Below are 24067 nucleotides of genomic sequence, written 5' to 3' on the forward strand. Positions count from 1 at the left end.
CGGCCGCGCTAGCGGCCCTGGGCTCCCAGGTGCTCGGCGACCGCCGCCGCCAGCGCCGGCCCGATGCCCTTGACCTGGGAGATCTGCTCGACGCTGGCCTCGCGCAGGCGCTTGACCGAGCCGAACTCCTTGAGCAGGGCCGCCTGGCGCGCTGGGCCCAGCCCAGCGATGTCGTCGAGCACTGAACGCGTCATGCCCTTGCTCCGCTTGGAGCGGTGGTGGGTGATGGCGAAGCGGTGGGACTCGTCGCGCAGGTACTGCAGGAGGTAGAGCGCCGGTGAGGTGCGCGGCAGGATGACGGGAAACTCCTCGCCGGGCACCCACACCTCCTCCAGCCGTTTGGCCAGCCCCACGAGCGGGACGTCGACGCCCAGCTCGTCGAGCACCGCACGCGCGGCGTTGACCTGGGGCAGGCCGCCGTCGACGACGACGAGGCTGGGCGCGTAGGAGAAGCGCCGGGCCCGTCCGGTCTCGGGGTCGATCGGGCCCGAGGCGAGCGCGACGCCGTCGCCCTCCTCTCCCACGAGCTCGGCGTCCTCCTGGGAGAGCTCCTGGCCCTGTTCGGCCAGCAGCCGCTTGAAGCGACGCGTGAGGACCTCGTGCATGGCGGCGGTGTCGTCGGTGGCGCCGTGACCGTCCTGGCCGCGGATGAGGAATCGACGGTAGTCGGACTTGCGCGGTGCACCGTCCTCGAAGACGACCATGGAACCGACCTGGTAGGTGCCCTGGGTATGAGAGATGTCGTAGCACTCCACGCGCAGCGGTGCCTCAGGCAGGTCGAGTGCCTGCGCCAGCTCCTCCAGCGCCTGGGAGCGCTGGGTGAGGTCACCGGCGCGGCGGGTCTTGTGCAGGCGCAGGGCCTCCTCGGCGTTCTTGCGCACCGTGTCCATGAGCGCGGCCTTGTCCCCGCGCTGGGGCACGCGCAGCTCCACCTTCGCCCCGCGCAGACCCGTCAGCCAGGCTGCCACGGCCTCGGCGTCGGGTGGCAGCACCGGGACCAGGATCTCGCGGGGCACGGCCGTGGTGGCGGTGTGGGCGACGTCGTCAACGCTCGTGGCCGCCTCGCTGCGGTCCTCACGCAGCCGCCCGTCCTGCTCGGCGGTGACCGAGCCTGCTCGCGGCGCTGGCGCGGCCGGGGCCCGGTGTCCCACGCCGAGGGAGGTCGTGGGGCCCGAGCGCAGCGGTGCACCGGGCTCGCCGTCGGCCGGCTCAACGAGGTCGGCGTAGACCTGCTGGAGCAGGCGCTCGACCAGCTCGGCGTCGGAAGCGTCCTCCACGACGTCGATCACCCAGCCGCGCTGACCGCGCACCCGGCCTCCACGGACGTGGAAGACCTGAACAGCGGCGGTCAGCTCGTCACGCACGAGCGCGAAGACGTCCGCGTCGGTGGCGTCAGGCAGGACGACGGCGTTGCGCTCGATCACCTTCCTCAGCGCTGCCGCGTCGTCGCGCAGGCGGGCCGCCTTCTCAAAGTCGAGGGCCGCGGCCGCCGCCTTCATCTCGGCCTCCACCTGGCGCAGGTAGGGTCCGGTGCGCCCGGCCATGAAGGAGCACAGGTCCTCGGCCAGGGCGCGGTGGTCGTGGGCGGAGATGCGTCCGACGCACGGGGCCGAGCACTTGTCGATATAACCCAACAGGCAGGGGCGCCCGGAGGCGTGGGCGCGCTGGAACACGCCGGCCGAGCACGAGCGCACCGGGAAGACCCGCAGGAGCTGGTCGAGGGTCTCACGGATGGACCAGACCTGGACGAAGGGGCCGAAGTACCGGTTACCGGGCTTGCGGGCTCCGCGCACCACCTGGGCCCGGGGGTAGGTGTCCCTCATGGTCACAGCAAGGTAGGGATAGGACTTGTCGTCCTTGTACATGACGTTGAAGCGAGGGTTGAACTCCTTGATCCAGGAGTACTCCAGCGCCAGGGACTCCACCTCGGTGGCCACCACCGTCCACTCCACGGCGCAGGCGGTAGTCACCATCTTCTGGGTGCGAGGATGCAGCGCGGCCAGGTCCTGGAAGTAGTTCGACAGCCGCGCGCGCAGGTTCTTGGCCTTGCCGACGTAGATGACACGTCCCTCGCCGTCCAGGAACCGGTAGACCCCTGGCGAGGTCGGGATCTCGCCAGGTGCAGGACGGTAGGTCGAGGGATCAGCCACGAGGGGCAGGATAGCGAGAAGGGCCGCTCAGCCGGCACCGGGGGGCGAGACCGCAGGCTCCTACCACTGGAATTGGGTCAGGACCCCACGGCTCATTCCCGGATTCTGTGGGCCGTCCAGGCTCACCGGCCAGTCCAGACCACCGACCTGGACTACGATGGTCGGGTCCTGGGTCGCGAGAAGAGCAGGGAATCCGATCTCGAGGACCAGTCCCTGGGCGGGGGCCTGGTCGGCGGGACCGACGTACCGCTTCCAGCTCAGCTCATAGCGTCCCGGATAGGTGCCGGTCAGCTGCGTGGCCGCACTGATGTTGCCGAAGTCGTCATGCTCCAGGTCCAGTGCTGCCACGCCGTCCACGCTCATCTGGACCGGACGACCTGCGTCGTCATAGGTCATCGCGCGCTCGGTGTCCGGGACCGGGCCGCTGAGAAAGTCGTCGCTCTGGCGCACACGGACGACTCGCCCCTGCTCGTCGTAGTCATAGACCGACTTGGCGGCCGTCGGCGTCGTACTCGTAGGTGGCGGTGAGCTGGTCCGCGTCCCACACCTGTGCCGGATTCCCCTGGGCGTCGTAGAAGAAACGCACCGACCGCCCTCCACCGGTGGCGACGGCGGACGCGAGCCGCCCGGCCTCGTCGTAGCCGAAGGTCCACAGGGAGGTCCCTACGAGGCGGCCAGCCTCGTCATAGGTGTACTCGTCGGTCGGTCCTTCGCGCGGCTGGATCCCTGTCACCCGTCCGCTCTCGTCGCGCATGACCTTCGCCAGGGGCGTCATGCCGAAGCCCGCCACGTCACTGGAGACCTCCTCCAGCAGCCAGGTCTGCGTGACTCCTGGAACCTGCTCCAGGCCGGTGAGCATGGTGGCGTCATGAACGGACAGCTCGGTGAGCCTGGTATTGGCGGACAGGTCCAGGCTGGCCACGGCCTCGCGGACCCCCGCGTCCTCGACGAAGGACAGGACCACGCCGGCGACGACGGCCAGATCCGTCGGCCTCTCGGTCGGCTACGCGGGCCGTCGCCTCAGCCACCACACCCCGCCGAGCAGCGCTGCCACGACCGCGATGACCCCGACGACGGCGACCACCATCAGTCCTCGCCGGGAACCAGTGGCTGGCGAGGGCGGCGCGGGCACAGCAGGTGGTACCTCGGCGCCAGCCTGCTGCCAGGCCATGACAGTGCCACAGACGTCACAGCGCGCTGCGCCAACCTCGAGGGGGGCGGTGGCAGACCGGACACGAAACCATGTGAGAAGTCTATGAGCTCTGGGCGACATCGACCGTCACCCTCGGGCCTCATGAACGAATGAGGCTCGCAGCCTGAGACTGCGAGCCTGATGGTGGGCGATACTGGGATCGAACCAGTGACCTCTTCCGTGTCAGGGAAGCGCGCTCCCGCTGCGCCAATCGCCCGAGGTGGGTACCGGATTCGAACCGGTGTAAACGGCTTTGCAGGCCGGTGCCTAGCCTCTCGGCCAACCCACCAGGGAAGCTGGGGGCTGGGAGGCTCCCGGCTCCTCGGAGCGGATGACGGGACTCGAACCCGCGACCCTCACCTTGGCAAGGTGATGCTCTACCAACTGAGCCACATCCGCATGTGTTCCAGCGGCTCGTGCGAACCGCTCGGTGCTGGAGAACCATAACATCATCCCCACGGCCGATCGCAAACTACACCGCGGTGATCCACCTCACCGGGTCCGCATTTGCAGCCAGCGCCGATCGCCCGCTAGCCTGTCACCCGCACCGGGCGATTGGCTCAGGGGTTAGAGCGCCTCGTTCACACCGAGGAGGTCACTGGTTCGATTCCAGTATCGCCCACCGGAAGCACGAAGGCCCGGACCGCACGGTCCGGGCCTTCGTCGTTCCTGTCAGCGCGTTACAGCTGCGTGCCGTCGGCGATGGTGCCCGGGGCGCCGTCCTGGCTCACCACGGCGTCCGCCGTCGCCACCACGCCACGGCCGAAGGTCCAGTCCCCCTCGACCCTGAAGGTGCGAGCGTGACGGATCGAGGGCACCCCGGCGGGGAAACGCGCCTCGAAGTCCTTGATCTTCTTGTAGTAGCGCGTATCCAGGTTCACCGTGCAGGCCTGGTCCGCCGCCATCTGGAGCAGGCCGTCCTCGTCGAGCTCGTAGACGTCCGAGCGCACCAGCAGCAGGTCGTTGGTGGTCTTGACGGGAAGGAAGCGGCTGCGCGGCACCTCGATCGCCGTGGCTCCCTCGAAGGCCTCGACGGCAGCTCCCATCGCCGTCTCCATCTGAATGACCGGCGTCGAGGAGGAGTCGGAGGGATCGACGGTCTTCGCGTTCTTGATCAGCGGCAGGCCCAGGATGCCGTCGCGCTGCACGAGCGTGTCACGCAGCACCTGGAGATCGAACCAGAGGTTGTTGGTGTGGAAGAAGGGGTGCCGGAACTGGTCGGTGAAGTAGTGCATCTCCTCAGCCGGAGTCTGCGCGGTGTCACGCAGGATGATGCGGCCGTCCGACTTGCGCACCGCGAGGTGACCGCCCTTGACGTCAGCGGGCGTGCGCCGGCACATCTCCGGGGCGTAGGGCGCACCCGAGGCGGCGAACCAACCGGCGATGAGCGCCGAGGGAGCGGCCCCAAGGTTGTCGGAGTTGGAGGTCATGGCGTAGCGGTAGCCGCGTTCCAGCAGGGCATCGAGCACGCCTGAGGCGACCAGGGCCGTGTAGATGTCACCGTGGCCCGGCGGGCACCACTCCAGCTCCGGGTCGGCCTCCCACGTCACCGGGGTCAGGTCGTCGGCACGCAGCTTCGGCTCCCGGTTCTGCAGGAAGTCCAGCGGCAGGCCCTCCACCTCGATGCCGGGATGGGCCGCAAGGGCCTCCAGGGTGTCGCAGCGGGTGCGGAAGGAGTTCATGAAGATCAGCGGCAGGGTCACGCCGTACTTGACGCGGGCCGCCTTGACCTGCCCCACGATCAGGTCGAGGAAGGTCTTGCCATCGCGCACGGGCAGGAGGGACTTGGCCTTGTCCATGCCCATCGAGGTGCCCAGTCCCCCGTTGAGCTTGATCAGCACCGTCTTAGACAGTGCATCGCGCGCCTGCTCCGGGCTGACCGAGACGCTGTCGAGGGAGTCGATCTGGGTCAGTGGCTCAATGGAGTCCTCGGGGATCAGCCCCGTGGCTCCGTTCTCCAGCTCGCGGTAGTAGTGGCTGAAGACGTCGATCGCTTGCTGCGCGACGCCCGCGTCACGCATCTTCTTCTGGGCGGCGTTGAGTCCGTTCTCGCTCATGGCCTCAGGTTAGCGTTCCCATGCCGGACGTGACACGCCGTTTGCCCTCCTCAGCCCTTGGCCCGCGCGAGCAGGGGCGCCAGGTAGCGGCCGGTGTGGGACTCCGGCTTCCTGGCGACCTGCTCGGGGGTTCCGGTGGCCACCACGGTCCCGCCGCCCTTGCCGCCCTCGGGGCCCATGTCGATGACCCAGTCGGCGTTGGCGATGACGTCGAGGTTGTGCTCGATGACGACGACGGAGTTGCCCTTGTCCACCAGGCCCTGGAGGACGGCGAGCAGCTTGCGGATGTCCTCAAAGTGCAAGCCGGTGGTCGGCTCGTCCAGGACGTAGATAGTCCGGCCCGTCGAGCGCCTCTGAAGCTCGGTGGCGAGCTTGACTCGCTGGGCCTCGCCTCCCGACAGCGTCGTGGCGGCCTGGCCCAGGCGCACGTAGCCCAGGCCCACGTCCACCAGCGTGGACAGGTGACGGGCGATGATCGGAGTGGCGGCGAAGAAGTCCGCAGCCTGGTGGATCGTCATGTCCAGCACGTCCGCCACGGTCCTGTCCTTGTAACGGATCTCCAGGGTCTCGCGGTTGTAGCGCGCGCCGTGGCAGACCTCGCACGGGACGTAGACATCTGGCAGGAAGTTCATCTCGATCTTGAGCGTGCCGTCACCCTTGCAGGCCTCGCAGCGACCGCCCTTGACGTTGAAGGAGAAGCGACCAGGACCGTAGCCGCGGACCTTGGACTCGGGCACCGAGGCGAAGATCTTGCGGATGTGGTCCCACACGCCGGTGTAGGTGGCGGGGTTGGACCGTGGGGTGCGCCCGATCGGCGACTGGTCAACGTGGACGACCTTGTCCAGGTTGTCCAGACCACGCACCGTCTTGTGGCGCCCGGGCACGCCGCGGGCGTGGTTGAGCCGGTTGGCCAGCACCTGGTAGAGGATCGAGTTGACCAGCGAGGACTTGCCTGAGCCGGAAACGCCGGTAACGGCGGTGAGCAGGCCCAGCGGGAAGGTGACAGTGACGTCCTTGAGGTTGTTCTCGCGCGCGCCGACCACGGTGAGCTCGCGCCCCTTCTCCCGCTTGCGCCGGGTGGCCGGGATCTCGATCCGACGCCGCCCAGCCAGGTAGTCGCCGGTCACCGACCCCTCGGCCTCCAGGAGCCCGGGCAGCTGCCCGGCGTAGACGACCTCGCCACCCAGCTCACCCGCCCCGGGACCGATGTCCACGATCCAGTCCGCCGAACGGATCGTGTCCTCGTCGTGCTCGACGACGATGAGCGTGTTGCCCAGGTCCCGCAGCTTCTCCAGGGTCTCGATGAGGCGGTCGTTGTCCCGCTGGTGCAGACCGATGCTGGGCTCATCCAGGACGTAGAGCACGCCGACCAGCCCTGAGCCGATCTGGGTGGCCAGCCGGATGCGCTGTGCCTCACCTCCGGACAGGGTGGCGGCGCCGCGGGCCAGGCTGAGATAGTCCAGCCCGACGTCCACGAGGAAGCCCAGGCGGGCGTTGATCTCAGTCAGGACCGAGCCGGCGATAGCCGCCGCCTGGCCCTCCAGGTGCAGGTCGGCCAGGAAGTCACGGGCCTCCCCCACCGGCAGCTCGGCGAGCTCGGCGATGGACTTGTCCCCCACGCGCACGGCCAGGACCTCGGGCTTGAGGCGCGCACCGTGGCAGGTGGGGCAGGGCACCTCGCGCATGTAGCCCTCATAGCGCTCGCGCGAGAGCTCGGACTCGGTCTCGTCATGCTTGCGCATGACGTAGTCGAGCACGCCCTCGAAGCCGCTGGAGTAGATGCGCTCACGCCCCCAGCGGTTGCGGTAGCGGACCTTGACCTCATAGTCCTTGCCCCGCAGGATCGCTTCCTTGGCGCGCTGCGGCAGCGCGCGCCATGGTGTGTCGACGTCGAAGCCGAGGTCCTCCCCCAGCGCCGCGAGCTGACGAGTGAAGTGCTCCTGGTGCCCGGTCCACGGGGCGATCGCGCCCTCGGCCAGGGTCAGCTCCTCGTCAGGGACCACGAGCTCAGGGTCCACCTCCAGTCGAGAGCCGATGCCGGTGCAGTCCGGGCAGGCACCGTAGGGGGCATTGAAGGAGAAGGTGCGCGGCTCCATCTCATCGAGCTGGAGAGGGTGCTCGTTGGGGCAGGCGCGCTTGTCCGAGAAGCGCTGGAAGCGTGCCGGATCATCCTCGTCCAGGTCCACGCGGTCGATGACCACCAGGCCCTCAGCCAGCCCCAGCGCCGTCTCCACCGAGTCGGTCAGGCGCTGGCGCATGCCCTCGCGGATGACGAGGCGGTCAACGACGACCTCGATGTCATGCTTGATCTTCTTGTTCAGGGCAGGCACCTCTCCCAGGCGGTGGACGGCGCCGTCCACCCGCACCCGGGAGAAGCCACGAGTGACGAGGTCCTCGAAGAGCTCGGTGTGCTCCCCCTTGCGGCCCCGCACAACCGGCGCCAGCACCTGGAAGCGGGTGCCCTCCTGGCCACCGAGCACCTGGTCGACGATGGCCTGCGGCGTCTGGGAGGAGATGACGGCGTCGCACACCGGGCAGTGCTGGACGCCGGCACGGGCGTAGAGCAGGCGCAGGTAGTCGTAGACCTCGGTGACCGTGCCGACCGTGGAGCGGGGGTTGCGCGAGGTCGACTTCTGGTCGATCGACACCGCCGGGGACAAGCCCTCGATGAAGTCGACGTCCGGCTTGTCCATCTGACCCAGGAACTGACGCGCGTAGGAGGACAGGGACTCCACGTAGCGGCGCTGGCCCTCAGCGAAGATCGTGTCGAAGGCGAGGGAGGACTTGCCGGAGCCGGACAAACCGGTGAAGACGATCATCTTGTCTCGGGGCAGGTCGAGGCTGACGCCCTTGAGGTTGTGCTCGCGGGCGCCACGGATGATGAGGGAGTCGTTCACGGGCGAGATTCTAGGGGGAGAGGCCGCCACCTTGGAACACGTGTTCGACTCCAGCGAAGGCGGCCTTGGCCACGTGCCGGTGCCGCTTCAGGCCCGGCCGCCGACTTACCAGCCCCAGGCCGGTCTAGGCTGAGTCCCATGAGCACGATCTTCGCCGTCGAGTACCACTACGTCACGGACAAGGACGAGGAGATGGCGCAGGTGCGCCCTTCCCACCGCGCCTTCAACGGCCAGCTGGCTGAGCAGGGCAAGCTCATCGCCGCCGGCCCCTACGTCGGCACCCATGACGCCCTCATCATCGTGCGGGCCGAGGACGCCCAGGGCGCCCTGGCGCTGCTTGAGGACGATCCCTTCCACCAGGCCGGGTTCATCGCTGAGCGTGTCCCCCGCGAGTGGAACCCGGTCATCGGCTCGATCCGCTGAGTCACTCCTTGCTGACGCGGCTCGTTAGCCGCCCGATCCACCGGGCCACACCCACGGCCTGGATGCCGGCGACCGCCGCCCCGCCGCCGATCAGGATGGCCAGCCACGTCGACGTCGTCGGCCAGGCCAGCAGGAAGAACTCGCGCACCGGCGCCACCAGGACCCCGAGTACGGCTAAGGCACCCATGGTGACAATGAGCCCCAGTCTCCATCCCAGCAGCGGCCGGGCGGTGAGCGTGAGCAGGCTGAGCCCGGCGACGACGAGCACGAGGGTGGCACCGGTGGTGACCTGTGGCTCGCTGGCGCCGGTGGTCGTGAGCCACACGTGGGTGGCCAGCGTCGCCGTGCCTGCCACGAGACCGGCTGGCACCGCCAGGGCCAGCACACGTGGCAGGAAGCCGGCACGATAGCGCTGGGTGTTGGGGGCCAGCGCCAGGATGAAGGCAGGCACACCGATCGTCAGGGAGGACACGATCGTCAGCTGGCGCGGCAGGAAGGGATAGCTGATCGCCGTCATCGCCACGACGACGGCGATGAGGCTGGCATAGACCGTCTTGGACAGGAACAGTGAGGCGATGCGCTCGGTGTTGGCCATGACACGCCGGCCCTCAGCCACCACACCGGGCAGGGCCGAGAACTCACCACTAAGCAGCACCATCCGGGCCACGGCCTTGGTAGCCGGCGCGCCGTTGCCCATGGCGATGCCCAGGTCCGCCTCCTTCAGGGCCAGGGCGTCGTTGACGCCGTCGCCGGTCATGGCCACGGTCCGCCCGCGCAGGTGGAGGGCCTGGACAACGGCCTTCTTCTGCTCGGGCGTGACACGTCCGAGCACCTGGGCCCCGTCCAGCGCCGCCGCCAGGGCCTCACGATCTGCTGGGTCCTCGGCGCGGGTGGGCAGCGTGCGGGCGTCCAGGGCCACGGGCTGCGATCCCTCCTCACCGCCCGGTCCGCGCACGCCTGCCCGAGCGGCCACCGCCGCCACGGTATCCGGGTTGTCCCCGGAGATGATCCTGACCTCCACACCCTGGGCACGGAAGTACTTCAGGGTCTGGGCAGCGTCGGGGCGGACCTCCTCGGACAGGACCACCAGGCCCGCTGCCACGAGCTCGTGCGGAAGGCGAGCCTTGCCGTCGCCGTTGCCCTCGCCAAAGCCGGAGGCGGAGCGGGCCAGCGCGACCACCCGCACTCCCCCACCGGCGAGCTCGCCGGCGCGGCCGAGCAGCTGCCTACCGCCGTCGGCCCCGCTCAGGACGATCTCGGGAGCGCCCATGACCCAGCAGACGCCGTCAAGCTCGACGCCGGACCACTTGCGCGATGACGAGAAGGGCACGGCCTGGCCGATCCTCTCGCGCAGGGCCGCCACGGCCTCCAGGCTGCGAGCGTCAGTGTCCGTGCCGGTCTCCTGGCCCGTGAGCGCCTCCAGGACGGCCTCGGCGGTGGCGTTGGGGTCAGCCACGCCGGTCAAGGCCAGCAGAGGTTCACGTAGCTTCTGGGCGCCGTCGTCCGTGCCCGCGGCGCCGAGCACCTGCCGCATCGTGATCCGGCCGGTGGTCAGCGTCCCCGTCTTGTCCAGGCACAGCGTGTCCACGCGGGCCAGGACCTCCACGCTCGGCAGCTCCTGGACGAGCACGTGCTGGCGGGCCAGCTTGAGTGAGGCGGTGGCGAAGTTGACACTGGTGAGTAGCACCAGGCCCTGCGGGACCATACCGACCACGCCGGCAACTCCCGCCACAAGCGCTACCTTCCACTCCCCGGTGGCGAAGGAGGCTGCCGCTCCCCCGTGCAGGCGCATCTGGGACCAGACCACCAGCAGGCCCACCGGCACGATGACCCAGGAGATCCAGTGCAGGATGCGGTTGGTACCCGCCTGGAGCTCGGAGACGACGAGGGAGTACCGACGCGCCTCGGTAGCCAGGCGGTGGGCGTAGGCCTGCGCCCCCACCGCCGTGGTGCGCACGACGGCGGTGCCGGCGGTGACGGTGGTACCAGACATGACGGCATCACCCGGCCCTGGGCGCACGGCGTCAGACTCGCCGGTGAGAATCGACTCGTCTACCTCCAGCCCGTCAGCGGCCAGGACGACGGCGTCGGCCGGCACCTGCTCGCCGCTGCGCAGACGCAGCACGTCATCGAGCACCACCTCGCCAACGGCGACGTCCTGCTCCTGCCCGGCCCGGATCACGTGGGCCACAGGGGCGTCCAGGACAGTGAGGCGGTCCAGCGCCCGCTTGGCGCGGACCTCGGCCAACGTGCCGGTGGCGGTGTTGAGAATGAGGACGAAGCCGAACAAGGCGTCGGCAGGCGAACCGAAGACGAGCACCAGGACGAGGGCGATAGCGAGGATCGCGTTGAAGATCGTCAAGACGTTGGCCCGCAGGATCTGCGCCGCCGAGCGTGAGGTGGTCTCCTTGAACTCATTGGTCTGGCCCGCGCGCTGACGCTCGGCTACCTCGGCCTGGCTCAGGCCCTGGCGGTCCTCAGCAGTGCTCATGCATTCCTCCGAGTGTGGATGAGGCTGGTGGCGGCCACGATAGCGAGAGTCCCGATGATCACCACCAGGGACGCTCCGGTGGAGGGCTCGGGCACGGCGGTCACAGGCTGACCGTGGTTGATTAGTGGCACCGCGTTGGTGTGCAGGGCGTGGTTGACCAGCTTGAAGCCGATGAAGCCCAGGATGACCGCCAGGCCGTAAGGCAGGTAGACCAGGCACTCGAGCAGGCCGTCGATGAGGAAGAAGAGCTGACGCAGGCCTAGTAGGGAGAAGGCTGTGGCGCTGAAGACGAGGAAGGGCTCTTGGGTCAGTCCGAAGATCGCCGGGATGGAGTCGAAGGCGAACATGAGGTCGGCCGTGCCCAGGGCGAGCACGCACACGAGCAACGGCGTGATCATGGTGCGCCCGGCGTGGCGGTGAAGGAGCTTGTTGCCCACAAAGCCCTCGGTCACCGGGGCCACCCGGCGCACCAGACGCGTGAGGACGTTGTCCACGTACTGCGAGCCGTCCTCGTCCTCCGCCTCGTCCTGGCCGCGCGCCTGAATCACCTGCTTGACCGCCGTGTAGAGAAGGAAGGCGCCGAAGAGGTAGAACACCCAGCTGAAGCGGGCGATGAGCGCGGCCCCGGCCAGGATGAAGAGCAGGCGCAGCACGAGCGCGATGACGATGCCCGCCAGCAGGGCCTTCTGCTGGAAAGGCCTGGGCACCCGGAAGGCGCCGAGGATGAGGATGAAGACGAACAGGTTGTCCACGCTCAGTGACCACTCGGTGAGCCAGCCGGCGTAGAACTGCCCCGCCCAGGTCCATCCCTCGGTGAGTCCCACCCCCAGCCCGTAGAGCGCCGCCAAGCAGATATAGCCCAGTGTCCAGTGCACGGCCTCGCTCATCGAGGGCGGGTGGGGGTTGCGGGCGTGGCCGATGAAGTCGACGGCGAGCAGGCCGAGGACCAGGCAGATCAGTACCGTCCAGGCAAGTGGACCGACGGTCATGGAAGGAGGTCCTTCCTCAGGAGCGCGGCTGCTCCTGACCAGGGGTGGTCTCCTGGGAGGACACCGCGCGTCGGGAGGCCACGAGGGAGGCGAGCACGGTGATGATGACGACAACGACGATGAAGCCCAGGGACACCCCGATGGACGGCTCTGGGATCAGCTCCCAGTGCTGCCCGCCGTTGATGAAGGGCAGCTCGTTGGTGTGCAGGGCGTGGTTGACCAGCTTGAAGCCGATGAAGGCCAGGATCGCTGCCAGGCCGTAGTGCAGGTAGACCAGGCGGTCGAGCAGGCCGTCGATGAGGAAGTAGAGCTGGCGCAGGCCCAGCAGGGAGAAGGCGTTGGCCGCAAAGACGAGGTAGGGCTCGGCCGTCAGCGAGTAGATCGCCGGGATCGAGTCGATGGCGAACATGACGTCCGCGGTGCCGATGGCGATGATGCACAGCAGCATCGGGGTGATCATGGTGCGTCCGGCGTGGCGGTGGATGACCTTGCCGCCCACGAAGCCGTCGGTCATCGGCACCACGCGCGAGATGAGGCGAACGAAGCCGCTGGGCTCGTACTCCTCGGAGTGGTGATCGGGCTCCTGCACGCCCTCACGGGCCTGGGAGAAGGCGGTCCACAGCAGCCAGGCACCGAAGAGGTAGAAGACCCAGGAGAAGTTCTCGATGAGGGCGGCTCCCAGCAGGATGAAGACCAGTCGCAGCACGAGCGCGATCACGATGCCCGCGAGCAGGACCTCCTGCTGGTACTTCCGGGGTACCCGGAAGCTGGAGATCATGATGACGAAGACGAAGAGGTTGTCCACGCTCAGCGCCTTCTCGGTGATGTAGCCGGCGAAGTACTCCTGACCGTACTGGCCTCCCCATACGCCCCACACGATGGCGCCGAAGATGACGGCCAGGGCGATGTAGCCCACGGACCACCAGGCGGCTTCCTTCAGGGTCGGCTCGTGCGGGGTGCGCACGTGCCCGACGATGTCGATGGTGATCATGGCGAGGATGATCGCGGCCAGCGCGATCCATCCGAGGGCGTGGACCTCCACGGTGCTCCTCCGGTACGGGACTGGTACCGGAGGTCTCCTCCCGCCAGGAACGCGCTGCTGGGTGCGGCACCTTCAGGGCCCGCGGCGCCGGGGGCCGGGTCAGGCTGCAAGCCTGGCCGGTCCGCCGTGATGACGACGCCGTTGTTGGTGGGAGTACTCCCCTCCGTATGAACGCCGCTGAGTCTAACGGACGACGCCGGCCCCTCCGAACGCCACCACCCTGCCACGGCTGTGCCGTTGGGCACGCTGTCAGGGCGTGGTCAGAGCGTGGTCAGGAGGCCGCCCTCATGGCGCGCAGCTCCTTCTTCAGGTCCTGGATCTCGTCGCGCAGCCGGGCCGCGAGCTCGAAGTGGAGGTCCTCGGCGGCAGCGTGCATCTGCCCGGTCAGCTCGTTGATGAGCTCGACCAGGTCCGCCTCCGCGGCACCGGCGAGCTTCTCACGCACGGTCGCCTCGGCGGCCTTCTTGCGACGCGTAGCCACCTGGCGGTCCTCGTGGCCCCGGTAGCCGCCGGCCAGCAGCTCCTCGGTGTCCACGTCCTCGCGCGCCAGCATGTCGGTGACGTCCGCGATCTTCTTGCGCAGGGGCTGGGGGTCGATGCCGTGGGCGTCATTGTAGGCCATCTGCTTGGCCCTACGCCGCTCGGTCTCGTCAATCGCCTCACGCATGGCCGGGGTGACCTTGTCCGCGTACATGTGGACCTCGCCGGAGACGTTTCGGGCCGCACGCCCGATGGTCTGGATGAGCGAGGTCGACGAGCGCAGGAAGCCCTCCTTGTCCGCGTCCAGGATCGCCACGAGGGAGACCTCAGGCAGGTCCAGGCCCTCGCGCAGGAGGTTGATCCCCACCAGCACGTCAAACTGTCCCAGCCGCAGCTCGCGCAGCAGCTCCACGCGCCGCAAGGTGTCGACGTCGGAGTGGAGGTACTCGACCTTGACCCCGCGGTCTGCGAGGTAGGTGGTCAGGTCCTCGGCCATGCGCTTGGTCAGCGTGGTGACCAGCACGCGCTCGTCCTTGTCCGTGCGGGCACGCACCTCCTCCAGGAGGTCGTCAATCTGGCCCTGGGTGGGCTTGACGACGATCTTGGGGTCCACGAGACCGGTGGGACGGATGATCTGCTCCACCACGCCGTCGGACCGTTTCATCTCATAGTCGCCGGGGGTGGCGGACAGGTACACGGTCTGACCGATGCGCTCCTCGAACTCGGCAAAGGTCAGCGGCCGGTTGTCCAGGGCGCTGGGCAGGCGGAAGCCGTGGTCCACGAGGGTGCGCTTGCGCGAGGCATCGCCCTCATGCATGGCCCCGATCTGCGGGACGGTAACGTGGGACTCGTCGATGACGAGGAGGAAGTCCTCGGGGAAGTAGTCCAGCAGCGTGTTGGGCGGTGTGCCCGGAGAGCGACCGTCAATGTGCATCGAGTAGTTCTCCACGCCTGAGCAGGTGCCGATCTGGCCCAGCATCTCCAGGTCGTAGGTGGTGCGCATACGCAGGCGCTGGGCCTCCAGCAGCTTGCCGTCGCGTTCCAGGACGGCCAGGCGGTCAGCAAGCTCGTCCTCAATGCCCTTGATAGCCCGAGTCAGGCGCTCGGGACCGGCCACGTAGTGGGAGGCGGGGAAGACGAAGACCTGGTCGACGGTGGAGATGACGTCACCGGTCACCGGGTGGAGGGTGGCCAGGGACTCGATCTCGTCGCCGAAGAACTCGATCCGGATCGCGAGCTCCTCGTACATCGGGATGATCTCCACCGTGTCACCGCGCACCCGGAAGGTGCCGCGGGTGAAGTCAATGTCGTTGCGGGTGTACTGCATGCCCACGAAGCGTCGCAGCAGCTCGTCACGGTCGATCCGCTCGCCCACCGCCAGCGGGGTCATGCGGTCGACGTACTCCTGGGGCGTGCCCAGGCCGTAGATGCAGGAGACGGAGGAGACGACGACGACGTCGCGCCGGGTGAGCAGGGAGTTCGTGGCGCTGTGGCGCAGGCGCTCGACCTCGTCGTTGATCGAGGAGTCCTTCTCGATGAAGGTGTCCGTCTGGGGGACATAGGCCTCGGGCTGGTAGTAGTCGTAGTAGGAGACGAAGTACTCCACCGCGTTGCCCGGCAGCAGCTCGCGGAACTCCGCCGCCATCTGGGCGGCCAGGGTCTTGTTGGGCTCCAGGATGAGGGTGGGGCGCTGGACCTGCTCAACAAGCCAGGCGGTGGTGGCGGACTTGCCCGTTCCCGTGGCTCCCAGCAGGACGATGTCCTTCTCGCCCGCATTGAGCCGCTCGGTGAGCTCAGCGATGGCCGCGGGCTGGTCGCCGGACGGCGTGTACGGACTGATGACCTCGAAGGGCTTGTCGGCACGGCGCAGGTCGGTGACAGGACGCATGGGGCACAGCCTAGAGCCTTAGTCCTCGTCCACCTCCAGTGCCGGGTCCTCGGCACGCGCCTGCTCCAGCACCTCTCGGGCGGCGCGCAGGTTGACCACGGCCATGAAGGAGCCGACGACGACGTCCGGCCACACGCTCGGGTGGGCGAGGGTCAGGATCCCCGCAGCCACCATGAGCAGGTTGGCGAGGACGTCGTTGCGGGCCGCGAGCCAGGCTCCGCGTACCAGCGCTCCCCCACGGCCTCGCAGGCTGATGAGGGCCAGGGCGCTCGCGGCGTTGAGGACCAGGGCCAGCAGGGCCGTCCAGCTCAGCGCCCCGCCGTCGGGAGCAGCACCCGTGACCACCTTCCAAGCGGCCGTGGCCAGGGCGGCCAGAGCCGGCAGGAGGATGAGACCTGCCAGCCAGGTGCTGGCCCTGCGCCGGCCGGCGAGTGACCAGCCCAGCGCTGCGAGCACGAGGGCGTTGATGAGGACGTCCTCCAGGAAGTCGGCGGCGTCCGCCAGCAGCGAGGCCGAGCCGATGGCCGCGGCGACAGCCACCTCCGTGAGCAGGCCGACGAGATTGAGTCCGACCACGAGCCCGACCACGCGCCTGCCGCGTCGGTCCAGGCTCGAGCTGGTCAGGTCTTCGTCGTGGTCAGTGTCAGGCACCGCCCCAGCCTAGCCGCGTTCCAGGGCCTGCCACACACCTGCCACCTGCTCCTCCAGCTGCTCCACAGCGCCGTCGTTGTCAATGACGAGATCGGCCAGAGCCTCGCGCTCGCCGTCACTGGCCTGCTGGGACATCCGAGCCTCAGCGTCCGCGCGTGCCAGGCCGCGTGCCTCCAGACGCGCCAGCCGCAGCTCGCGTGGCGCCCTGACCACGATGACGGCGTCGAAGAGGTCCGCCATGCCGCCCTCAGCCAGCAGGGGGACGTCGTAGACGGCGACGCGGCCCGGTCCTGCCGCCTCCATCTGCTCAGCCGCGGCGGCGGCCACGCGAGGCAGAGTCATGGCCTCCAACCGGGCCCGGGCCTCGTCGTCGTCAAAGACCACCGCTGCCAGAGCGGCGCGGTCCAGGCCGCCGTCCGCGGCGATGACGCCCTGGCCAAAGGCCTGCTTGATCTCCTCCAGGGCGGGGGTGCCCGGCTCGACGACGGCGCGTGCGAGGGCATCGGCGTCCACGACGAGCGCGCCGCGTGCCGCGAGCATCCCGGCCACGGTCGACTTTCCCGAGCCGATGCCTCCGGTCAGGCCTACACGCAGCGGCCGGCTGGGACGCGGGACGCTCAGGCGGCTCATGCCTTGGATGTGCGCGTGGTGACGGCGGACCTGGTCGGCCAGCTCGACCAGCAGCGCAGCCAGGGTCCTGGTCACGATCGGGGTCCCAATAGTCGTGGCCAGCGGTACGTGGACGAAGCCGGTCGGACGGGTGGGGTCCTCCTCGACGGCGTCCAGCGCGGTGTAGAGGGTCGTGTTGCACACGTAGCGCCCGGCGTCGTCAGAGGTGGTCACCGGCAGGCCGGTGGCGGACAGACGGCCGGCCAGGGCGTGGGCCGCCCAGGTGGAGTGACGCCGCCTCGGACCAGCAGGGACCACCTCGGCGTGGTCGGGCTGGGCGCCGGAGTTGTCCGGGATGGAGGCCGTGGCCTCGTTGTAGGCGGTGGTCTCCAGCTTGATCGCCTTTGCGCTGGCGTCCAGGCCCACGTGCACGACGACGTCCGGTCGCCCAGAGGCGATGAGCTCGCGCACCCGTGCCGCGGCCCCGGCGAAAGTGACCGGGAGGAGCTCACGACGCAACCTCACCGCCCCTCCTGCCAGCGTCAGCTCCTCCGGCAGCGCGCGTACTGCCTCCCAGGAGGCGTTGTCGCTGCCGCCGGCGAAGGGCTCGAATCCCGTGATGAGGGCACTGACCTGATGCATGGGGCGAGCCTAACGACCTCACGCGGCCCCGGCGCGACGCGACGCCCGCGTCAGGGCACGACGAGCCGCAGGTGGGGGCCGGCCTCGCCCAGGTCCGTGTCGAAGGGCACCATGGGACGCTCGATGTGGCGGTGTCCGAGCCGGATGAGGTCCTGGTCGACTCCGCCTGGAGTCAGCGCCATCTTCCAGTCACGCTGCGCCTCGTACAGGTCCGGCTCCAGGTAGCCGATCTTGACCACGACGACGTCGGCTCGGCGTACGTCCAGGCCCAGGCGTGCGTACTGCTCATGCTCGGCGTACTGGTTGCGCCGGCTGGTGACGATAACCGTGAGACCGCCACTGCGCAGGGCGGCCGTGCGCCCGCCCATCGGGTCGTCGCACAGGGCCGTCACCGTGCCCGTCACCGGCACCGGCCCGGGCTCACGGGTGTCGATGTGACCACCGAGCTCGACGCTGACCTCGCCGCCAGCCCCCGCCTGCCAGCAGGCCTCGGCCGCGACCGGATCCACGATCGAGGCATGGATGACCTCCAGGCTGCCGGTGCGTACCGGCTCCCAGGCCAGCAGCCCCGCCAGCGCAACCGTGACGTCATCGGCCCCGCCCGCACCGGGATTGTCCCCCGAGTCAGAGATGAAGGTAGGGCGCCGAGCCGTCAGCGCCCACTCAAGGCAGCCTTCCAGGCTGTCCACCGGAGCAACAAAGTCGAAGTCGTCGCGCACCTGCCAGAAGGCCTCTGCGAGCTCGCACGCGCCGTCGGCCACCGCCTGCCGGTCATCGCCGTAGACGACGACGGCGCCCTGGCAGCGCGGCTGATCGGCCCAGGCGAAGCCGATCCAGATGGCGGCGTCCGTGACGCCGGGACGTGCTTCGACGTCGGGAACACGCGCATAGAGCGAGCGTGCCGGTTCGATGCGGGTCGAGGTCTTCTCCCCCGGCAGCAGCACCGGCACGTGCACCAGGGCCTTGACAGGCTTACCAGAGCCGTCCCGCAGGCGGGCCACGAGGTTGTAGGCCGCCCGGCGCACTGATTCACGGGCGTCCTCGTGGGGTGCCATGCGGTAGCAGGTCATGAGGTCGCAGCCGTCAAAGAGCGTGTCGGAAACGTTGCCGTGCAGGTCCATGGATGCTGAGATCATCGGCCCTGGGCCCACGGCGCGGCGCACCGCCGTGACCAGGTCGCCCTCGGCGTCGTCCTCGCCCTCCACGCTCGCCGCGCCGTGGATGTCGAAGAAGACGCCGTCCAGGGGCTCGCTCTGGTGGGCCTGGCGCAGGCCCTGCTCGATCTCCTCGCGCCAGGCCTCATAGGCCCTGCGCTCGACCACGCCCCCGGGCAGTGCCCCGGCGTGCAGCACAGGCACCCAGTCCACTGCCTGCGCCCACGGCTCGTCCTTCCAGCTGTAACGCTCAAGGAGCTGCTGGCCTCGCCGCACCACGAAGTCCTTCTCTCCCGAGGTGTAGGGGGTAAAGGTAGAGGACTCAATGTGCAGTCCGCAGATCGCGATGCGTGGGCGACTGTGCCCCATGTGGTCTCCTCGCTCGGTGCCGCGAGCACCTTCCTAGTGCTCAGCGTCGGAGACGAGTTTAAGACCGATGACGCAAGCCATGAGGCCGGCCAGAAGCAGCACCTTGACCACCGACGTCGACTCAGCGCCGGTGACCATGGCCCAGGTGATGGTGGTTGCCGCCCCGATCGCCGTCCACACGGCGTAGCCGGTGCCCACCGGGATCTCACGCAGCGCATAGGCCAGGCCGCCCATGGACACCAGGCAGCTCACGGCAAAGACCAGCGTGGGAAGAAGCTTCGTGAAGCCCTCCGAGCGACTCATGGCAGTCGCCCAGACCGCTTCGAAGATGCCGGAGGCAATGAGGACGATCCAGGACATGACCGGCCCCTCTCGATAGTGCTGGGGCCGTCCCCGTGTGCGTCCGCGTCGCCGGGTCGTCCCGGCGCGGGCACGACCGTAGCCTGAGATCTGGCCCCGTCCACTTGGCAGTGGACGGGGCCAGATCTCAGGCGATATGCCGGGCCGCTCAGGCGGCGTGGTCAGCTACCGGGCTCAGTTGCCGGTCAGCTTCTCGCGCAGGGCAGCCAGGGCCTCGTCGGAGGCCAGGGTGCCGGTGGACTCGGCCGGAGCCGAGGAGTAGGAGGCGGAGCCAGCAGCGGCGGTCTCGCCAGCCTCGGTCTCCTCCTCCAGAGCCTTGGCGACCTGAGCCTTGTGGGCCTCCCAGCGAGCGTGGGCAGCCGCGTACTCGGCCTCCCAGGCCTCGCGCTGGGCGTCGTAACCCTCGAGCCACTCGTTGGTCTCCGGGTCGAAGCCCTCGGGGTACTTGTAGTTGCCGTTCTCGTCGTACTCGGCAGCCATACCGTACAGCGAGGGGTCGAAGTCCTCGGAGTTGGGGTCGACGCCCTCGTTGGCCTGCTTGAGCGACAGGGAGATGCGGCGACGCTCCAGGTCGATGTCGATGACCTTGACGAAGACCTCCTCGCCGACCTTGACGACCTGCTCGGGCACCTCGACGTGGCGCTGGGCCAGCTCGGAGATGTGGACCAGACCCTCGATGCCGTCCTCCACGCGCACGAAGGCACCGAAAGGAACGAGCTTGGTGACCTTGCCGGGCACGACCTGGCCGATGGCGTGGGTGCGGGCGAAGGCCTGCCACGGGTCCTCCTGGGTCGCCTTGAGCGACAGGGAGACACGCTCGCGGTCGAAGTCGACGTCGAGGACCTCGACGGTGACCTCCTGACCGACCTCGACGACCTCGGAGGGGTGGTCGATGTGCTTCCAGGACAGCTCGGAGACGTGGACGAGACCGTCGACGCCGCCCAGGTCCACGAAGGCACCGAAGTTGACGATCGAGGAGACCACACCAGTGCGGACCTGACCCTTCTGCAGGGTCTGGAGGAAGTTGGTGCGAACCTCGGACTGGGTCTGCTCCAGCCAGGCGCGGCGGGACAGGACCACGTTGTTGCGGTTCTTGTCCAGCTCGATGATCTTGGCCTCGAGCTCGCGGCCGACGTAGGGCTGCAGGTCGCGGACACGACGCATCTCCACCAGCGAGGCGGGCAGGAAGCCGCGCAGGCCGATGTCGAGGATGAGGCCGCCCTTGACGACCTCGATGACGGTGCCGGTGACGACGCCGTCCTCCTCCTTGACGCGCTCGATCGTGCCCCAGGCGCGCTCGTACTGAGCGCGCTTCTTGCTCAGGAGCAGGCGGCCTTCCTTGTCCTCCTTCTGAAGGACAAGAGCCTCGATCTCGTCCCCGACGGAGACGATCTCGTCGGGGTCGACGTCGTGCTTGATGGACAGCTCACGAGCGAGGATGACGCCCTCGGTCTTGTAGCCGATGTCAAGGAGGACCTCGTCGCGGTCGACCTTGACGACAGTGCCCTCGACGATGTCGCCGTCATCGAAGTACTTCATGGTCTCGTCGACGGCGGCGAGGATCTCCTCGGTCGAGCCGATGTCGTTGACGGCGACCGGGGCGGGGCTGGGCGTGGTTGTGGTCATTGAGTAGGTGCTCCGAATACGGACTGGTGGGTCGGGTCAGCAGAAACCATGCGTCCCCCTTGCGCGAACCAGCCCGGACTGGCCCACGGTGCGGTTGGTCCTCTGACAGAGGCCCTGGGGCGCACCCGCGTGACTCTACCAGGACGCTCCCAGGATGCACCCCCTGGGACCCTCCCCCAACTGCGTGCAGACCACGTGGAATCGCTCACGTTTGGCAGCTGTACGCCGTCGCCATGCAGACATCGGCCTGCCGCGCTCAGTGAGCAGCGGCCCGCCAGGTCGCTCCGCGCCCCACGGACACGTCCAGCGGCACGGACAGCTGTGCCGCACCGGACATCCGTGCGCGTACCAGCTCCTCGACCGCCTCGGCCTCACCCGGGGCGATCTCCAGGAGGAGCTCGTCATGGATCTGGAGCAGCACACGCGAGGCCAGCGCGGACTCGGCCAGGGCGTCGGCGACGTCGATCATCGCCTTCTTGACGATATCGGCCGCGCTGCCCTGGATCGGGGCGTTGAGTGCCGCCCTCTCAGCCATCTCACGGCGCTGGCGGTTGTCACTGGTGAGGTCAGGCAGGTAGCGTCGGCGTCCGAACATGGTCTGGGTCCACCCGTCACGGCGGGCCTGAGCAACCACGGACTCCAGGTAGTCATGCACCGCGCCGAAACGGGCGAAGTAGGCGTCGCGCAGCGCCGAGGCCTCCGCGTTGTCGATCCCCAGCTGGCGAGCCAGTCCGTAGGTGGACAGTCCGTAGGCCAGGCCGTAGCTCATGGCCTTGACGTGGCTGCGCTGCTCGGCGGTGACGTCAGCGACGTCGATCCCGTGCACCATCGCGGCTACGTAACGGTGCAGGTCCTCCCCCGAGCGGAAGGCGTCGATCAGCGCCTGGTCGCCGGACAGATGCGCCATGATGCGCATCTCGATCTGGGAGTAGTCCGCCGTCAGCAGGCACTCCTGCCCCTGGCCCACCGTGAAGGCCTCGCGGATCCGCATCCCCTCCTCGGTACGAGCAGGGATGTTCTGCAGGTTGGGATCGGTGGAGGACAGCCGCCCCGTGGCAGCCACGGTCTGCTGGAAGGTGGTGTGGATGCGTCCGTCGGCAAGCACCGCCTTGCGCAGGCCCTCCACGGTCTGACGCAGCTTGATGGCGTCGCGGTGCTCCAGCAGATGCTCCAGGAAAGGGTGCCCGGTCTTGGCGTACAAGGCGGCCAGTGCCTCGGCGTCAGTGGTGTAGCCCCGCTTGGTCCGGCGAGTCTTGGGCATCTTCAGCTCGTCGAAGATGACCGCCTGGAGCTGCTTGGGGCTGGAGAGGTTGAGCTCGTGGCCGGCGGCGGCGAAAGCGGCCTCGGCGGCGTGCGTGACCCGGGCGTCCAGCTCCACCTCGCGTGCCGCCAGCACCGAGTCGTCCACGGCGATACCGGCGTCCTCCATCTGCGCCAGGCAGGCCGCCACGGGCATCTCGAGCTCGGTGTAGAGCGTGACCGCCCCGCGCTGGGCCATCTGCTCGCCAAGGACCTCCTGGAGCGGCAGCAGGCAGGCCGCGCGGCGCGCCGAGGCCAGCAGGGTCCTCGGAGGCGTTCCGTCGGCCAGTGACTCCAGGTCGAAGGCCGTCTGCGGCTCGGCCTGGGCCAGGGACTCCAGGTCCAGGCCGAGCCAACGCTCAGCCAGCGTGGCGACGTCGTAGCTACGCTGCTCCGGGCGGCACAGGTAGGCAGCCAGGGCGGGGTCGGCCACCACGCCGTCCAGACCGATGCCGCGGCCCCGCAGCGCGTGCCAGCTCCCCTTGGCGTCGGCCACCACCTTGGGGTGATCAGGATCGGACAGCAGCTGGTCAAGCGCCTCCTCGTCCTGGGTCAGGAGGAGGGTCATGTCCACTACCAGCGACCGTGCGCCGTCGGAGACCGCCACCACCTGGGCGTCCCCGCGCCCTGGTGCCAGGGTGCCCACGACGTCGACACCGATGGTCACGCCTGCGTCACCCAGGTGACGGTGGATCCAGCCCTCAACCTGCCCCGGGGCGACCTCCCGGCCGAGCGTGAAGACCTCCAGGTCCTCCAGCACCTGCCGCGGGGAGCCCTCACCGGTGACCTCCTCAGCGTGATCGGCGGTGTCGGAGAAGCTGAGCACACGCAGCGCACGCTGGTGGAGCGTACGGAACTCCAGGCTCTCCATGACCCGAGCCACGGCGCTGCGGTCGGCCAGCGGCATCCGCAGGTCCGCGACAGGGTCGATCCCCAGGTCCAGGTCAGTGCGCAGCCGGTTGAGACGGCGGTTGCGGATGACGTCGTCGAGGTGGTCGCGCAGATTCTGCCCGGCCTTGCCCTTGATCTGTTCAGCGTGGGCGATGACGCCCTCCAGGCCGTCATACAGGTTGATCCACTTGGCCGCGGTCTTGGGCCCGACCCCGGGCACGCCCGGCAGGTTGTCACTCGTCTCGCCCACCAGGGCTGCCAGGTGCGGGTAGCGCTCGGGCGGGACACCATAACGCTCGGTCACCTCCTGCGGCGTCATCCGGCGCAGGGTCGAGACTCCCTTGATCGGGTAGAGCACCGTGCAGCGCTGCGTGACCGTCTGGAAGGAGTCACGGTCGCCAGAGCAGATGAGGACCTCCATGTCTTCGTCCTGGGCCTGGGCGGCCAGGGTGGCCAGGATGTCGTCGGCCTCGAATCCAGGCGCCGTCACCGACCGCACCCCGAGGGCGGCCAGGACCTCCTCAATGAGCTCGATCTGCCCGATAAACGGCTGGGGGGTCTGCTCACGCGTGCCCTTGTACTCGGCGTACTCCTGCGTGCGGAAGGTCCCACCAGGCAGGTCGAAGGCCACGGCGACGTGGGTGGGGGCCTCCTGCTCGATCAGTGACAGGAACATGGAGGTAAAGCCGTGCACCGCGTTGGTCGCCTGGCCGGTCGAGGTCGTGAAGGAGTCCACCGGCAGGGCGAAGAAGGCACGGAAGGCCATCGAGTGCCCGTCAATGAGCAGCAGCCGCCCACTCGTAGCAGGCGCGTGGTCAGTACCGGGCTGGTCAGGAGTAGTCGAGGTGGTGCTCACC

17 protein-coding genes and 4 tRNA genes are annotated in these 24067 nt (G+C 68.8%); 2 read left to right on the forward strand and 19 right to left on the reverse strand.

Translation table 11 applies throughout. The annotated features are described in order from the left end of the window. Positions 1–8 precede the first annotated feature (8 nt). The 7 genes from uvrC to CYJ26_RS01170 all read right to left on the reverse strand — a co-directional run bounded on the left by uvrC (position 9) and on the right by CYJ26_RS01170 (position 3741). Positions 9–2150, reverse strand: a complete 2142-nt coding sequence (uvrC, locus tag CYJ26_RS01145) for an excinuclease ABC subunit UvrC (protein ID WP_101637790.1) — start codon at positions 2148–2150, stop codon at positions 9–11. 60 nt (positions 2151–2210) lie between these two features. Next, the gene (locus CYJ26_RS01150) at positions 2211–2600 is read right to left on the reverse strand and encodes a hypothetical protein (RefSeq protein WP_101637791.1); all 390 of its coding nucleotides are present in this window, start codon (positions 2598–2600) and stop codon (positions 2211–2213) included. A gap of 28 nt (positions 2601–2628) precedes the next feature. Continuing rightward, the gene (locus tag CYJ26_RS01155; RefSeq protein WP_101637792.1) at positions 2629–3114 is read right to left on the reverse strand and encodes an RHS repeat domain-containing protein; all 486 of its coding nucleotides are present in this window, start codon (positions 3112–3114) and stop codon (positions 2629–2631) included. A gap of 39 nt (positions 3115–3153) precedes the next feature. After that, positions 3154–3321, reverse strand: a complete 168-nt coding sequence (locus tag CYJ26_RS10640; RefSeq protein ID WP_156102110.1) for a hypothetical protein — start codon at positions 3319–3321, stop codon at positions 3154–3156. Positions 3322–3484: 163 nt separating this feature from the next. Beyond that, positions 3485–3559, reverse strand: a tRNA-Val gene (locus CYJ26_RS01160). A 1-nt stretch (position 3560) separates the two neighbouring features. Further along, positions 3561–3631, reverse strand: a tRNA-Cys gene (locus tag CYJ26_RS01165). Positions 3632–3668: 37 nt separating this feature from the next. Further along, positions 3669–3741 (reverse strand) — tRNA-Gly (locus CYJ26_RS01170). Between the two features lie 150 nt (positions 3742–3891). On the opposite strand from CYJ26_RS01170, the gene CYJ26_RS01175 reads away from it, so the two are divergent. Further along, positions 3892–3964, forward strand: a tRNA-Val gene (locus CYJ26_RS01175). A gap of 58 nt (positions 3965–4022) precedes the next feature. Here CYJ26_RS01175 and CYJ26_RS01180 read toward each other — a convergent pair. After that, on the reverse strand, positions 4023–5399 hold the full coding sequence (locus CYJ26_RS01180; RefSeq protein ID WP_101637793.1) for a UTP--glucose-1-phosphate uridylyltransferase: 1377 nt from the start codon (positions 5397–5399) through the stop codon (positions 4023–4025). Positions 5400–5449: 50 nt separating this feature from the next. Next, positions 5450–8296 carry an excinuclease ABC subunit UvrA gene (gene uvrA / locus CYJ26_RS01185; RefSeq protein WP_024034705.1) on the reverse strand — a complete coding sequence of 949 codons (2847 nt, stop codon included), beginning with the start codon at positions 8294–8296 and terminating at the stop codon, positions 5450–5452. A gap of 138 nt (positions 8297–8434) precedes the next feature. Between uvrA and CYJ26_RS01190 the strand changes: the two genes are divergently transcribed. Then, on the forward strand, positions 8435–8719 hold the full coding sequence (locus tag CYJ26_RS01190; protein WP_006549674.1) for a YciI family protein: 285 nt from the start codon (positions 8435–8437) through the stop codon (positions 8717–8719). A 1-nt stretch (position 8720) separates the two neighbouring features. On the opposite strand, the gene CYJ26_RS01195 is transcribed toward CYJ26_RS01190, so the two are convergent. From CYJ26_RS01195 to polA, 10 genes are all read right to left on the reverse strand, one after another. After that, positions 8721–11210, reverse strand: coding sequence for an HAD-IC family P-type ATPase (locus tag CYJ26_RS01195; protein ID WP_034237139.1), 2490 nt, complete (start codon positions 11208–11210; stop codon positions 8721–8723). Then, a complete protein-coding gene (locus tag CYJ26_RS01200; RefSeq protein WP_101637794.1) occupies positions 11207–12199 on the reverse strand; it encodes a TerC/Alx family metal homeostasis membrane protein in 993 nt (330 codons plus the stop codon). Before CYJ26_RS01200 ends, CYJ26_RS01195 begins: the two co-directional genes overlap by 4 nt. 16 nt (positions 12200–12215) lie before the next feature. Further along, positions 12216–13241 (reverse strand): TerC family protein, encoded by a 1026-nt coding sequence (locus CYJ26_RS01205; protein ID WP_101637795.1) that lies wholly within the window; start codon positions 13239–13241, stop codon positions 12216–12218. A gap of 271 nt (positions 13242–13512) precedes the next feature. Next, positions 13513–15609 (reverse strand): excinuclease ABC subunit UvrB, encoded by a 2097-nt coding sequence (gene uvrB, locus CYJ26_RS01210; protein ID WP_006549670.1) that lies wholly within the window; start codon positions 15607–15609, stop codon positions 13513–13515. An 18-nt stretch (positions 15610–15627) separates the two neighbouring features. Next, the gene (locus CYJ26_RS01215) at positions 15628–16260 is read right to left on the reverse strand and encodes a cation diffusion facilitator family transporter (protein ID WP_034237137.1); all 633 of its coding nucleotides are present in this window, start codon (positions 16258–16260) and stop codon (positions 15628–15630) included. 9 nt (positions 16261–16269) lie between these two features. Beyond that, positions 16270–17511, reverse strand: a complete 1242-nt coding sequence (coaE, locus tag CYJ26_RS01220; RefSeq protein ID WP_101637796.1) for a dephospho-CoA kinase — start codon at positions 17509–17511, stop codon at positions 16270–16272. A 50-nt stretch (positions 17512–17561) separates the two neighbouring features. Next, positions 17562–19034, reverse strand: coding sequence for a M81 family metallopeptidase (locus tag CYJ26_RS01225; RefSeq protein WP_101637797.1), 1473 nt, complete (start codon positions 19032–19034; stop codon positions 17562–17564). Between the two features lie 33 nt (positions 19035–19067). Beyond that, entirely contained in the window at positions 19068–19394 is a 327-nt protein-coding gene (locus tag CYJ26_RS01230; RefSeq protein WP_006549666.1) for a DMT family transporter, read from the reverse strand. A gap of 174 nt (positions 19395–19568) precedes the next feature. Further along, the gene (rpsA, locus tag CYJ26_RS01235) at positions 19569–21020 is read right to left on the reverse strand and encodes a 30S ribosomal protein S1 (protein WP_006549665.1); all 1452 of its coding nucleotides are present in this window, start codon (positions 21018–21020) and stop codon (positions 19569–19571) included. A gap of 256 nt (positions 21021–21276) precedes the next feature. Continuing rightward, positions 21277–24066 (reverse strand): DNA polymerase I, encoded by a 2790-nt coding sequence (polA, locus tag CYJ26_RS01240; protein ID WP_101637798.1) that lies wholly within the window; start codon positions 24064–24066, stop codon positions 21277–21279. Between the last annotated feature and the right edge of the window lies 1 nt (position 24067).

The organism is Actinomyces urogenitalis, from assembly GCF_002861525.1.
GTDB lineage: Bacteria > Actinomycetota > Actinomycetes > Actinomycetales > Actinomycetaceae > Actinomyces > Actinomyces urogenitalis.